We start from the raw sequence: 12,801 nt of genomic DNA on the forward strand, positions 1-12,801 counted from the left end.
GTCTCGCCAGTGCCGAGGAGGGTAGCTATGTCTCTGATCTCGCGTGGTCTCAAGGCGGCTGTGATTGTGCTCGCCGCCGGTTTCACAATCGGGCATGCCGCTGCTGATGATGCCTATGTCGTCAAACCGCTCGTGTCCAACGTGGCAGGCGCTGCCCCGAAGGTCGACGGTGTTTTGCAGAACGCCTGGGGTATTGCCTTTAGTCCGGCAGGAAGTCCATTCTGGATCAACGACAACGCCACCGGCTGCTCCACGCTGTATGACGGCGAGGGGACAAAGGTGACGGCGTTGCAGGTCGCCATCCCGCTGCCAGGCAACGTGATACCGGCCGGCGCCTGTCATCCCGTCCTTCCGAAGTCTCCACCGAATCCCACGCCCGCGGCGCCAACCGGGATTGTATGGAATCCTTCGTCTGCGTTTCTCGTGCCAGGCACCAAGATCCCGGCCCTATTCATCTTCGCAACTGAAGATGGCACGATTTCCGCTTGGGCCGGTGGGTTGAATCCGGCGAACAACGCCGTGATCGCGGTCGATAACTCGTCCAATCCCTCCGCCGCCAGCGGGGCTGTCTACAAGGCGCTCGTCTTCGGAGTGAATGCGCAAGGCGGATTCCTGTTTGCGACGAACTTCCGTTCGGGTCGGATCGATGTATTTGGGCCGAACGGTTCAGACGGCCTGTTCACGCCTGCGACGACCGACGGCGGCTTCGTCGACCCGAACATCCCAGCCGGCTATGCGCCGTTTGGCATCGCGAACATCGATGGGGATCTTTTCGTCACCTACGCAAAGCAGAACCAACAGAAGCACGACGACGATGCAGGACGCGGTCGTGGATTCGTCGATGTATTCGATACCGACGGCCACCTGCTGCGTCGCTTTGCAAGCCGAGGGACGCTCGACTCGCCGTGGGGTATCACGCGCGCATCGTTTGCGTTTGGCCGCTTCAGCGGCAAGATTCTCATTGGCAACTTCGGCGATGGTCGAATCAATGTCTTCGACAATGACGGCGGGTTCGTCGATCAGTTGGAGAATGAGTTCGGCAATCCGCTGGCAATCGACGGGCTTTGGACTCTGACACTCGGTGGCGGCCGCAATTCGAGCCCCGACACGCTGTACTTCTCGGCCGGTCCTAACAAGGAGACAAATGGACTGTTCGGGATCATCGCTCCAGCAAGCGGCTCCAGGGAGCGAGTCGCCGACCATTGACGATATCAAAGTTCGGGACGAAGGACCTTGCCTCAGCCGGTCGCGGAACTCGCCAGACGTGACCGGCTGCCTCCGGACTGAGCTTTGCTCACATGTCTGGTTATCCACTGGATCGAATGGTCTAAACTTCAGTCATTGCGTCGAAGCAGCCCCAGCGGATAGGCTATGAAAGACCATGACAGCGGCACCCGACACGCAAAACGCGCCACCTGTTACGCAAAACATGCCATCGGATGACGGCGCCATCATGCCGACGGCTGCGAACAGTGGCGGTGAGTACTGAAAGAACGGGGTATGGCAGGTTTGCATCATGAAGGGGAAGGTTCTGTTTGCCGTGCTGCTGCTTGGCGCGATAGATTGCGCTGCGGAGCCAGGTTATTACAACACGTGCGCGGCGTATCCGGCTTATCCGTGTGAGTTCTATGCCGGGTGCCCGTCTCGCGGCCAGCCATGTGTATTCCTTGGCGGCGATTTCCGCCGCTTCCACGACTTTGACCATGGCGACGGCTTTCACCATGGGTTCCACGGTCGCAGTACCCAGTTCGAGCAGGGCGGGGGCCACAGCGGCGGTCACGGCGCACGCAACTAGGCACCGGCACATGAGTCTATCGACGAAAATTCAGACGAGCAGAGTGAGGCACGCGCTGTCGCGACCGGGCATAGCCGTTGCCATCGTGTGCATGTCGGTGTTGTTTGTCCCGTATCAGGTCGCCGTGCCTCGCAAATCTCTAATGTGCTGATAGACGGTGGCACGTCCCATCCCCAACACATTCGCGACGTAGTTGGCAGCGCTCTTCCCCTTGAACGCCCCTTCGGCCCACAGCGCTTCGACGATCTCGCGACGATGGTCGCGAGTCAGCGAATTCAGGGCCAACTGACGTTCCTGGAGCCATGTGTGAAGGAACGTGTTGATGCGTTCCTGCCAGTCGTCCTTGAACAGCTCTTCGGGCTGCTTCACGACACCGGCGCCGGAGATCACACGATCGATCACATGTTTGATGTCTTCGAAGACGGCGATGTTGTAGTTCACGCACATCACGCCGACAGCGCTACCGGCATCGTCGAACAACACTGTGCTGACGCACCGCATCCGCCTCCCATCCCAATTGATTTTTTCATACGGCCCGACCGTACCGGACTCCGCGGAATGGTCGATCTCTTCCAATGCGGAGTCGTCGCCGAGTTCGCGTTTCGACAGATTATTCGCGATGTAGGCGATCGTTTGACTTTGCAGGTCATGAATGACGATTTCGACGTACGGGAAAAACAACAGCGCAATGCCATCGGCGATACGGCTGTAGCGATCCAGAAGTAGCCGGCGTGCGGCCGTTGTCTTGGGCTTTCGCATAGGGATAGATGCTTGCAGCTTTCTGAAAGTCCACTTGGGTGGGCGACGGTATGGAAGGTCCGAAAATGTTCGGCATTTTGCCACGAGCGATGCGGTACTTCTGCTCGATGGCACGACGACCAGCATGTCGGCGAACGGCCTTCGCCATTGCTCCGGCGGCATGGTGCGATCTGGCGCGTCGGCAAGATCGTGGCGATTACTTACATGCCCGCTCGAGCAGTCAGATAGTTGAACAGTTCATAGGCAATCGCGACGTCTTCAAGACCCAGCCCGATCGAGCGGAAAAACGCATGCTTTCGATAGGACGGTTTGGTCGCTTCGCCGCACATGAGTTCGGCGAGATCGCCCAGCACGGCTTCGGGACGCCAGCCATGATGTTGCGAAGCCAGCTTCATCTCGCCCGCGCTGGCTGGGGTGGTGCGGCGGTAGTCGCAATAGACGTCCATGTCGGCAAGCCATGCGGGCGGAATCTCATGAGCGTTCGCCACGTTGGTGCTGATAGACGTGATGAGCGCTGGCTTGCCTAGCATGTTTTCGTGCAGCACCGGGGTGCCGGACGAGGTACACAGCGCAACGACGTCGGCGTCGGCGACGCAGTCTTCGATCCTTGCACAGATGGAGACTCTTTCATCGAGCGCCGCGAGCTGCGCACGTTTTTCGGTGTCGTTCGCAAGCCCGGGAGAAAACACCCGGATCGATTGCCATGGCCGTGTCGACGCCAGATGGCGCACATGGGCCCGTCCGACCGCCCCTGCGCCGACAATCGCGAGCTGGCGCGCATGATCGGCGGCGAGTTGCTGTACCGCGAGTGCGGTCGCTCCGGCGGTGCGCTCGATCGTCAGCAAGCCTGAATCGCACCACATCAGCGGTTGTCCCGTTTCCATCGACATCAATGCCGTCCACGCAGTAATGATCGGCTTCGCCTGCGTGACGATGTACGGCGACAGCTTCGCGCCGAACACCTTCGCGTCCGCCATCACGCCAAGATAGGTGATGAAGTCGCCAGTGTTCTGCGGGAAAAGAGTCAGCGTCTGCGGAGGTTGCACTGCCATCTGGCTTCCGAGCGCGCGAAACATCTGCGCCAGCACGCTGCGCACGTCGAGGTGGGGTAGCGCTTCGCGAACGGTTTGCTGGTCGACGATCAGGGGCATTGCGTTTTCTGACTGGATCATTGAACTGCGCTCCACAACGATGCCGGTGCTCCGGCGGTGAGGCGATTCTAAGTCAAACAGTCCAGTCTGGACATTTATTTTTGAAATTGCTTGCTTTTATATCTGTCCAGAATAGACTGTCAATCCAGAGCAGGTGTGAGGCCGGCGCGTCAGCTGCCTCATGCGATGTCTCGGAGCGGGTCGGTCAACCGTCGCGCATGCCCTCAATCGTCGTCGCCCAAACACCAGGGGACCTCTTATGTTTCGGAAGCTTCAATTTTCACTTATCGTCGCCGCTGCGTTGGTGGGCTCGCTTGGGACCGTCGGCGTGCAGGCTCAGGACACCTTGCGCTTCGGCATCGAGGCAGCCTACCCGCCGTTCGAAAGCAAGTCGCCGAGCGGGCAATTGCAGGGCTTCGACGTCGACGTCGGCAATGCGGTCTGTACGAAGCTGGGTGTGAAGTGCGTATGGGTCGAGAATGCGTTCGATGGACTGATTCCCGCGTTGGAAGCCCGCAAATTCGACGTGATCAATTCCGCGATGAACATCACGGACAAGCGCAAGCAATCGATTGAATTCACGAAGCCGATCTATATCGTGCCGATCGTGATGGTAGCCCGACGAGGCTCCGGCCTGTTGCCCGACGTGAAAAGTCTGCAGGGCAAACGGGTGGGCGTGTTGCAGGGGTCCTCGCAGGAGGATTTCCTCAAAGCTCACTGGGCGAATGCCGGCGTAACGGTGGTCTCGTACCAGGACCAGGATCAGGTGTACGCCGACCTGCTCGGCGGCCGCCTCGACGCTGCCGTTCAGGAAGCGCAAACTGCGCAGGACGGTTTCCTCGGTAAGCCCGCGGGCCACGAGTATGCGATCGTCGGCAAGCCGCTCAGCGATCCGGCAACGCTCGGCGAGGGCACCGGCTGGGGCTTGCGCAAGGCCGACAAGGCGCTGGTCGCGAAAGTCAATGCCGCACTCGACGCGCTGAAGAAAGACGGCACGCTGAGCAGTCTTTCGCAGAAGTATTTCAACAACGACATCATCGCGAAGTAACGGGTCCACGAGCCGGCGCCAGAGGCTTCGCGCCGGCTTGCTGCGCAAAATGCGGCAGCCCGGCGTCCAGTCCTGACAGAAAAAGCGAAGCGAGCTTATGGATTTCGATGTGATAGTGCTGGGCGCCGGGATTGTCGGCGTATCGTCCGCGCTGCAGTTGCAGGATCGCGGCCGCCGGGTGGCACTGGTGGACCGGCGCGCTCCGGGCGAAGAGACCAGCTTCGGCAACGCGGGTCTGATTGAAAGCTCGTCGGTCGTTCCGTACGGCTTTCCGCGCGATTTCGGCACGTTGCTGCGCTATGCGAAGAATCGTTCGACCGATCTGTACTGGGACTATCGGGCGTTGCCGCACTTTGCGAACTGGCTGGCGCGCTTCTGGTGGGAATCGTCCCCTGAGCGATTGATGGCGGCCGCGCGCGACATGTTGCCGTTGATCCAGCAAAGCGTTGCGGAACATGATCGGCTCATCGAGCGCGCGCAACTCGGCCATCTCATTCGCGACAGCGGCTGGATCGACGCCTATCGCACCCCGGCGGAATTTTCGCGGCAGGCGGCGGCCGCCGCAATGACTGCCAGGACCTATGGCTTGCGGGTCGCGGTGCTGGATTCGGCGGCGCTGGCCGCGCGCGAGCCGGGCCTCGCCGACGGCTTTTGTGGCGCGTTGCATTGGCAGGACCCGAAGAGCATCGTCAATCCCGGGGCACTGACCAAAGGTTATGCGAGTCTTTTCGAAGCAGGCGGCGGAACGGTGCTCACCGGCGACGCCACCACGCTGACGGCGCAAGCGGGCGCTGCGTGGACGGTTCAGACATCGTCGGGCCGGATCAGCGCAAAAGAAGTCGTGGTGGCGCTCGGTCCATGGTCCGACCGCGTTTTCGCGCCGCTTGGCTACCGCATTCCTTTGCGCGCGAAGCGCGGTTATCACATGCACTACCGTCCTACCCGCCAGATGCTGTCGATGCCGTTCGTCGACGCGGAGCAGGGCTACGTGGTGGCGCCGATGGAAGGGCGCTTGCGGCTCACCACGGGGGTCGAGATCGCGCGACGCGACGCCAGGCCGACGGGCATCCAGCTTGAACGCGCGGAGCGCACCGCCCGGCCGAGCTTCGGTCTGGGTGAGCGACTCGATGCGAGTCCGTGGCTCGGCCTGCGTCCTTGCACACCCGACATGCGCCCCGTCATTGGGCGCGCGCCGCGTCACCGCGGGTTGTGGTTTGCATTCGGTCACAACCACCATGGCTTGACCTTGGGGCCCGTCACCGGTCGACTGTTGGCGGAGATGATGACCGGGACACCGACCTGTGCGGATGCGCGTCCGTTTCGCGCTGAACGGTTTCCTAGGTAGTCCGCACAGGACGGCGCAATACGCTGAGACATCGGCATGCATCGGCGACGCCGACTGCTATTCTTCAGACACAGCGACTCATGCATTTCCGGTCGACTCTGTGGGTCGTCGGCAACCATTCCGCACGCAGCGGAAAGGGGGCTGTATGTCACATTCGAAACTACCCTGGCCCTCGCGATGCGTACTGCACTCGCGCGGCCGCATCTGGCTTGCCGTCGGCATTTCGCTGACGGGACTGGCCCTGACACCCGTTGCGTTCGCCGCGGGCCGCCTTCCGCAAGGCGGCACATATACTGCCGGTACGGGCACGATAGCTAACCAGGGCAACGCTCTTTTGATCACGCAACCCGGTGCGACGCGCGGCGTGATCGACTGGAACAGTTTTTCGATCGGCAGGCACAACAGCGTGACGTTCGACAACGGCACGGGCGCGACCCTGAACCACGTGACGGGTGGCTCGCCCTCGGCCATTCTCGGCAGGCTCAGTGCAACGGGCAGCCTGTATCTGATCAATCCGCAGGGCATCGTCGTGGGTCCGTCGGGTGTGGTCAGCACCGGTGGCCGCTTCGTCGCGTCCACCCTCGATGTCTGCAACAGTGCATTCATGAGTGGCAGCAGCGCGCTTACGCTCTCGGGCGGCTCCGATGCAAGCGTGGTCAACCTGGGCGGCATCAGTTCGAGTGGCGGCGATGTGTTCCTGATTGCGCGACACGCAGTCATCAACGCCGGCACCGTGGCAGCGCCCAACGGCACGGCGGAACTGGCCGCAGGGGGCCAGTTGCTGTTGCAGGACTCAGCGGGCAGCCGGCAGGTGTTCGTTCAGACGGGGAGTCAGGGCACGGTCGTCAACAACGGGCTGATAAACGCGGCGCAGGTCAGCCTGCAGGCCGCCGACGGCAACGTCTATGCGCTTGCAGGTGGTGGCACGCGCATCCGCGCGACGGGCACGGCCAGCCGCGACGGCCATGTGTGGCTGGTGGCCGACAGCGGCCGTGTGGACCAACTCGGCAGGATCGCCGCAGGCAACGCGGACGGCAGCGGCGGAACGGTCGATACCCAGGCGGCACAACTGACGTTCGGCAGGCACGCGGTGGTCGATGCAGGCCAATGGAACCTCCTGACCCCCGCTTTCACGATCGATGATGCCGACGCGCACGCGTTGCGCCGCAGCCTGAACGATGGCACCTCGGTCAACGTCACCGCGACGGGCGCCAACGGAGCAACGGGCGACCTGGGTGTCACGTCGAGCCTGCGCTGGTCAGGTCCGGCTTCGCTCACGCTCGCGGCGTACCGCCACGTCTCGGTGACGTCGGGTACGACCATCGCGAACAACGGTACGGGCAACCTGACCTTACGCGCCGACGCGTCAGGCATCGACAACGGCGGCAGCGTGACCAGCGGTGGGACCATCGACTGGTCGAAAAGTACCGGCATCGTCAGCGCGCTCTACGACATGAACGGCAGCTACAGTCCCGGCACGATCGTCGCGAACAGCGCCTGGACAGCAGCTCCGTATAGCGGTCTTATCGCCCAGGTGACCGGCTACAAGCTGGTCAATTCGGTTGGCGATTTGCAGAACATCGCGCTCGATCTCGGCGGCGCATATGCGCTCGGCAAAGACCTCGACGCCAGTGCGACCGATACGTCTTTCGCTTTCTCTTCGCTCGGCAATGCGACCACGCCATTTTCCGGCCAGTTCGACGGGATGAGCCATGTGATCGACAGGTTCACCCAGATTGATCAGAGTTCGACCGAGCAACCGGCGACGGGACTGTTCGGCGCGATCGGGCCGACCGGTGTCGTGCGCAATGTCGGGATGACCAACGCCCGGATAGCGACCAATTTCTATTTCCCGAGCGGGCTCCCGCTGGGCATTCTGGCCGGCGAGAATCATGGCTTGATTACCTACGCCTACACTACCGGCAGCCGCGGTTCCGGCGCGTTCGAAGGCGCGGTCCTCGGCGGCCTCGTTGGACGCAACGACGGCCTGATCGAGCGCTCGTGGAGCAGCGCGTTCGTCGGTTCTGCCGGCCTGCTCGGCGGCCTCGTCGGTGGCAACGGCGGTACCATCGTGCAATCTTATGCGACAGGGCCGGTGAGCGGCGGCAATCATGGCTCCGGTGGCGGTCTGGTCGGCGCTAACGACGGAACGATTTCGCAGTCGTATGCCACGGGGCAAGTGTACGGCCCATTCAGCGCTGGCGGACTGGCTCTTTCGAATACCGGCCTCATCGAGCAGTCGTTTGCGTCGGGCGAAGTCTTAGGACCAAGTTTCCAGGGCCCGGATTATGGCACTTATGGCGGCATCGTCGCCGTCCAGGGCTTACCGGCTGGAGTGCCGCTCGCGTCCAACGTGTACTGGGACAAGGAGACGACAACGCGAACGAAGAGCAGCGGGTACGGCGCGCAGCTATCGGCGTCCAACGGGCTCACGACCGCGCAGATGAGCAATCCGGCCAGTTTTGACGCCTCGTGGGATTTCAGTGAGACCGGGACGTGGGTTATACCGACGGGCGCGACCCACCCGATCCTGCGTTGGCAACTAGCGCCCTAGGCGCTGCCGCGAACTGGGGCGCGCACGCAGAACTGTCTCAGCCGCGTCGGCTGGTGGCATAGCAACGACGGATTGGGGGGAAGCCGGCCTCCGACTGCCTGCCTGAGCATGTCTGCGAACGTCCGAAGATGGCCAACTGAGCCGGTGATCAGCAGCTTGTCTCCAATGCCTTTTTCGCTCAACGAAAGACTGGCCGAGCGTGCGGTCATTCTGCAATAGCTCGCGCCGCTTCGGTAGTGGATTCGCATGCGCCTAACCCTGGCAGTAGGTTGCCTTGAACGCATTGTTCGCGCCGGGCCACGCGCGCTCAACTGCGTTGCAGGCCTCACGTTCCCACCCGGTTGGAGCGGCCCGCGACACCGTAGGCAAAGGCTGCTCCCGCGAATGCAACGCCCACGCCACAGACACCGCGCCACCCCGCGACAGCCCATCCGGCTCCCGAGAGCGCCGCTCCCAGCGCGCCGCCGACCATGAACGCCCCGACGAACAGCCCGTTCAGCCGCCCGCGCGCGGCGGGATTCATGAGATTGACGGCGCGGCGGCCGAGCGTCTGATCGATGACGACGCCTGTGTCGATCGCCGCACCGCCGATGACTAGCGCCGCGATCGCGAGCCGGGGGTGGGCCTGCGGGGCGAACCCCAGTCCGCCCGATCCCGCCACGGCGATCAGCACAAGGGCCGCGATGATCAACAGGTGCGCGAACAGAAGCGCGCTGCGACCGTGCCCGCGGTCGCCCGCCTGGCCGGCGAGCGGCGTGACGACCGCGCCGCTCGCACCCGCGAGCGCGAAAAGCGCGATCCCGTGCATGCTGAATCCGAACGGTGCCTGCGCGAGCCGTAGTCCGACCGACGCCCAGAACGCGCTAAATGCCCCCATTGCCAAAGCGGCGGAGATTGCGCGCCGCTGCAGGATGCGTTCACGCGCGAGAAGCGTCGAGAGCGATCGCAGCAAGGCAGCGTAGCGTGTGATTACCGGTGGCGCGCGGTAGGGCAGGCGCCGCATGAGCACACTCGCGAGCAACCCATTGAGCAGCGCGGTCGTGCCGTAGAACGCGCGCCAGCCGGCCCAAGCCGTGATGACACTAGCGAGCGGCCGCGACAGCAGGATACCGATCATCAAGCCGCTCATCACGTTGCCCACGGCGCGGCCGCGCTGGGCCTCGGGCGCCATCGACGCGGCCATCGGCACGAGCATCTGGATCACGGTCGATGTCGCGCCCGCGAGGAATAGCGCGGCAAGGCACACCCACGCCGAACGCGCGAACATCGGCACAGCGAGGAGCAATGCGCAGCAGAACAGCGTCCGCACGATCAGGCGGCGGTTCTCGATCAGATCGACCAACGGAACGAGCAGCACGAGTCCAGTGGCGTAGCCGAGCTGCGGCAGCATCGAGACGAGGCCGCCGAGCGCATGCGGCAGATTCAGCGTGGTGGCAATCGGGCCGGTGAGCGGCTGCGCGGCGAACAGGTTGATGATGATGAGACCGACTGCGGTGGCGAAAAAAACCGTCATCGGCGTGGTGAGCTGGCCGGGCTGGCGCTCGTCGGCGCGTTCGGCGTGCGGCTGGCCGACGGTACAGGATGAAGGATCTGCGGCGCGGTCCATGACGACGCTCCGGTTGAAGGACTTATGGTCTATGCTAGAAGTCGCATCGTTATGCGACAATTGAAATGTATTGATAATGATTATGCGAGATTGTTTTGAACACGCGTGATCTAGAGGCGTTCGTGGCCGTCGTCGAGTGTGGCTCGATCGTCGCTGCCGCCGAACGGCTCCATCTAACCCAGCCCGGCCTGACGCGCCGCATCCAGAGCCTCGAAAGCACACTGGCTCTCGCGCTGCTCGACCGTCAGGAGAAGCCCCTCAAGCCGACCGCCGCCGGGCGGGAGGTCTACCTGCTTGCGCGTAACGTGCTCGGCGCCGTCGACGAACTGCTGGCCGTCGCGTCCCCAGACAGCGAGCCGGAAGGCGAACTGCGCATCGGCGTGCCGCCGTTCCTCTCTGACCTCGCGCTCGAACAGCCGCTCGACCGCTTGCGCGGCACCTACGCCAAGCTGACGCTGCGTGTTACGGCGGGCTGGTCACCGCGTCTGCTGCAATCGGTCGAACTGGCGCAGGTAGACGCCGCTGTCGTGTTGATGCCCGGTGATGTCGCGCTGCCCGAGGCGTTGGTCAGTACGCGGCTCGCTTTCATGCCGACTGCCGTCGTCGCGGCGCGTTCGCTTGGGCTGCCGAAAGCGCCCGTCACGCTGGAATACCTCGCGCAGCATCCGTGGGTGCTCAACCAGGACGGCTGCGGCATGCGCTCGGCGCTGTCGCGCGCGCTCGCGCGGGCGGGGTTGCCGTTCAACATCGCCGTCGAGGCGTTCGGCTCCGACTTGCAGCTATCGCTTGTCGCGCGCCAACTCGGAATCGGGATCGTCTCGCCGGAAGTGCTTGCGCGCAGCCCCTTTCGCGACGTGTTGCAGGTGATTGATGTCACGGATTTCGAATCAGGCGTCGAGGTCTGGCTCGTTCACCACCCGCTACCGGGACGGCTCGTGCGGCCGATCGCACTCTTGCGCGATTCGCTGGCCGAGGTGCTGCGTGCCCACGGGATGGCTGCGGCGGATTCCTTTGAGCGCGTCGATGACGTGGCTATCAGCAGGCAACCCAAGAAAAATGGACGCGGTAGCTGGAGCCATTCTCGATAGGGGACCTCGACACGATTTGTTTTTTCGTGAGTGACCGAGCACCATGAACCGCTTCCTCATTCTTTTGGGCGTGCTGTGCCTGCTTGCCGGCCTCGGATGGCGCTGGTTCGTGCGTATCCCATTCGGCCGGCTGCCTGGCGACATCCATATCGTTCGCGGCGGTATCAATTTCCATTTCCCGATCGTCACGTGCATCGTGATTTCGGTCGTGGTGTCAGTGCTCTTGTGGTTGTTGCGACGGTAAGTGTGTGCTGCTCACTTCCCGGTGGGCTGCGGCGCGGGTACTCGCTGAAAGTCGGCATGATTCGGCGGTTGTGCGGCCACATCGACCTGTCCATGAATGCGTGCCTGATGACCATCCGCGAACATGTAGTACGGGAACGGGTGGGGCGGCTCCGAAGCCGCGTCGAGCCTGGCAATCAACTCGGGCGCCAGCACGAAGTCGAGTGCACCGAGCGATTGTTCGAGCTGCGCGGCCTTCGTCGCGCCGACGACGATGCTCGCAACCCCCCGTTTCTGATACAGCCAGTTCAGGGCGACCTGGGCCATCGGCCGATTCGCAGCGTGCGCGACTGCCTCCAGCTCGGCGACGATCGAAAAGTTGCGCGCAGATAGCTTGTCGAATCCGGGCGGCGGCGCGGTACCTAGCGTCTGCAGGCGACCACTGCCCGTTACAGCGGCCTGGTTTTGGGCGTCTTGCGACGGACGGTATTTGCCCGACAGCACGCCCATGCCAAGCGGGCTCCACGCCACGAGCCCCATGCCGAGGTGTGTAGCAAGGTCCGCGAACTCGTGTTCCGGGTTGCGTTCTATCATCGAGTATTCCAACTGCATTGCAGCGACCGGTTCGAAACCGCGCCAGTCCGCGAGCGTCTGCGCCCGACCCGCATACCACGCTGGCACGTCAGAGAGGCCGACGTAACGGATCTTGCCAGCGCTGACGGCGTCGTCCATCGCGCGCATCACTTCGTCGGCGGGCGTCATGCGGTCCCACGTGTGCAGGTAATAGAGATCGATGTAGTCTGTGCCGAGCCGCCTGAGCGAGCCTTCGAGCGCCCGAAGCAGGTTCTTCCGGTGGTTGCCGCCCGCGTTCGGGTTGCCGGGCTGCGCGTTGTACGAGTATTTCGTCGCGATCACGAGTCGCTCGCGCATCGCGCGCGCCGCTGTGAAGCGGCCGACCCATTGCTCGCTCGTGCCTTCCGTGTAAAGGTCAGCCGTGTCAATGAAGTTGCCGCCTGCGTCGACGTATAGATCGAAGAGCCGCTGCGCCGTTGCTTCGTCGGCGCCCCAGCCCCATTCGGTGCCGAACGTCATCGTGCCGAGCGACATCGGGCTCACGCGCAGGCCGGAACGACCGAGCAGGGTATAGCGATCGAGCGACATAATTGTTTCCTCCGGGGCCAGGTAAGCGACGCATTATTGTGCGCCCGTTTCTTGTGTCGCTGTCGACAGCGG

The 12,801-nt window shown here is 63.1% G+C and carries 11 protein-coding genes; 7 read left to right on the top strand and 4 right to left on the bottom strand.

From position 1 onward, the window contains the following. The first annotated feature begins 27 nt into the window (after positions 1–27). Together QFZ91_RS01425 and QFZ91_RS01430 are read left to right on the top strand one after the other, a co-directional pair. Positions 28–1,206, top strand: a complete 1,179-nt coding sequence (locus tag QFZ91_RS01425) for a TIGR03118 family protein (RefSeq protein ID WP_429565969.1) — start codon at positions 28–30, stop codon at positions 1,204–1,206. A gap of 310 nt (positions 1,207–1,516) precedes the next feature. Beyond that, complete coding sequence (locus tag QFZ91_RS01430) at positions 1,517–1,795, top strand: hypothetical protein (protein WP_176111709.1); 279 nt, start codon at positions 1,517–1,519, stop codon at positions 1,793–1,795. 114 nt (positions 1,796–1,909) lie between these two features. Here the strand turns inward: QFZ91_RS01430 and QFZ91_RS01435 are convergent, their stop codons facing one another. Both QFZ91_RS01435 and QFZ91_RS01440 read right to left on the bottom strand, forming a co-directional pair. Continuing rightward, positions 1,910–2,554 (bottom strand): helix-turn-helix transcriptional regulator, encoded by a 645-nt coding sequence (locus tag QFZ91_RS01435; protein WP_429566629.1) that lies wholly within the window; start codon positions 2,552–2,554, stop codon positions 1,910–1,912. A gap of 200 nt (positions 2,555–2,754) precedes the next feature. Then, positions 2,755–3,726, bottom strand: coding sequence for an ornithine cyclodeaminase family protein (locus QFZ91_RS01440; RefSeq protein ID WP_429565970.1), 972 nt, complete (start codon positions 3,724–3,726; stop codon positions 2,755–2,757). A gap of 238 nt (positions 3,727–3,964) precedes the next feature. Between QFZ91_RS01440 and QFZ91_RS01445 the strand changes: the two genes are divergently transcribed. The 3 genes from QFZ91_RS01445 (at position 3,965) to QFZ91_RS01455 (ending at position 8,652) form a co-directional block, all read left to right on the top strand. Next, a complete protein-coding gene (locus QFZ91_RS01445) occupies positions 3,965–4,753 on the top strand; it encodes an ABC transporter substrate-binding protein (protein WP_429565971.1) in 789 nt (262 codons plus the stop codon). Between the two features lie 97 nt (positions 4,754–4,850). Next, positions 4,851–6,098 carry an NAD(P)/FAD-dependent oxidoreductase gene (locus QFZ91_RS01450; RefSeq protein WP_429565972.1) on the top strand — a complete coding sequence of 416 codons (1,248 nt, stop codon included), beginning with the start codon at positions 4,851–4,853 and terminating at the stop codon, positions 6,096–6,098. Between the two features lie 145 nt (positions 6,099–6,243). Next, positions 6,244–8,652 (top strand): filamentous hemagglutinin N-terminal domain-containing protein, encoded by a 2,409-nt coding sequence (locus QFZ91_RS01455; protein ID WP_429565973.1) that lies wholly within the window; start codon positions 6,244–6,246, stop codon positions 8,650–8,652. Positions 8,653–8,977: 325 nt separating this feature from the next. Here QFZ91_RS01455 and QFZ91_RS01460 read toward each other — a convergent pair whose 3' ends face one another. After that, positions 8,978–10,258, bottom strand: coding sequence for an MFS transporter (locus QFZ91_RS01460; protein ID WP_429565974.1), 1,281 nt, complete (start codon positions 10,256–10,258; stop codon positions 8,978–8,980). Between the two features lie 95 nt (positions 10,259–10,353). Between QFZ91_RS01460 and QFZ91_RS01465 the strand changes: the two genes are divergently transcribed. After that, positions 10,354–11,346 (top strand): LysR family transcriptional regulator, encoded by a 993-nt coding sequence (locus QFZ91_RS01465; RefSeq protein WP_429565975.1) that lies wholly within the window; start codon positions 10,354–10,356, stop codon positions 11,344–11,346. A 43-nt stretch (positions 11,347–11,389) separates the two neighbouring features. Continuing rightward, the gene (locus QFZ91_RS01470) at positions 11,390–11,590 is read left to right on the top strand and encodes a DUF2905 domain-containing protein (protein WP_176122749.1); all 201 of its coding nucleotides are present in this window, start codon (positions 11,390–11,392) and stop codon (positions 11,588–11,590) included. A gap of 11 nt (positions 11,591–11,601) precedes the next feature. On the opposite strand, the gene QFZ91_RS01475 is transcribed toward QFZ91_RS01470, so the two are convergent. Continuing rightward, positions 11,602–12,729, bottom strand: a complete 1,128-nt coding sequence (locus tag QFZ91_RS01475; protein ID WP_429565976.1) for an aldo/keto reductase — start codon at positions 12,727–12,729, stop codon at positions 11,602–11,604. Positions 12,730–12,801 lie beyond the last annotated feature (72 nt).

The sequence above is a fragment of the Paraburkholderia sp. JPY419 genome (genome assembly GCF_050435705.1).
Taxonomy (GTDB): Bacteria; Pseudomonadota; Gammaproteobacteria; order Burkholderiales; family Burkholderiaceae; genus Paraburkholderia; species Paraburkholderia youngii.

Excerpts from the sequence above, each read along its gene's own strand:
- QFZ91_RS01425 (WP_429565969.1), top strand. The coding sequence starts at position 28 with ATGTCTCTGATCTCGCGTGGTCTCAAGGCGGCTGTGATTGTGCTCGCC.
- QFZ91_RS01430 (WP_176111709.1), top strand. The coding sequence starts at position 1,517 with ATGAAGGGGAAGGTTCTGTTTGCCGTGCTGCTGCTTGGCGCGATAGAT.
- QFZ91_RS01435 (WP_429566629.1), bottom strand. The coding sequence starts at position 2,554 with ATGCGAAAGCCCAAGACAACGGCCGCACGCCGGCTACTTCTGGATCGC.
- QFZ91_RS01440 (WP_429565970.1), bottom strand. The coding sequence starts at position 3,726 with ATGATCCAGTCAGAAAACGCAATGCCCCTGATCGTCGACCAGCAAACC.
- QFZ91_RS01445 (WP_429565971.1), top strand. The coding sequence starts at position 3,965 with ATGTTTCGGAAGCTTCAATTTTCACTTATCGTCGCCGCTGCGTTGGTG.
- QFZ91_RS01450 (WP_429565972.1), top strand. The coding sequence starts at position 4,851 with ATGGATTTCGATGTGATAGTGCTGGGCGCCGGGATTGTCGGCGTATCG.
- QFZ91_RS01455 (WP_429565973.1), top strand. The coding sequence starts at position 6,244 with ATGTCACATTCGAAACTACCCTGGCCCTCGCGATGCGTACTGCACTCG.
- QFZ91_RS01460 (WP_429565974.1), bottom strand. The coding sequence starts at position 10,258 with ATGGACCGCGCCGCAGATCCTTCATCCTGTACCGTCGGCCAGCCGCAC.
- QFZ91_RS01470 (WP_176122749.1), top strand. The coding sequence starts at position 11,390 with ATGAACCGCTTCCTCATTCTTTTGGGCGTGCTGTGCCTGCTTGCCGGC.
- QFZ91_RS01475 (WP_429565976.1), bottom strand. The coding sequence starts at position 12,729 with ATGTCGCTCGATCGCTATACCCTGCTCGGTCGTTCCGGCCTGCGCGTG.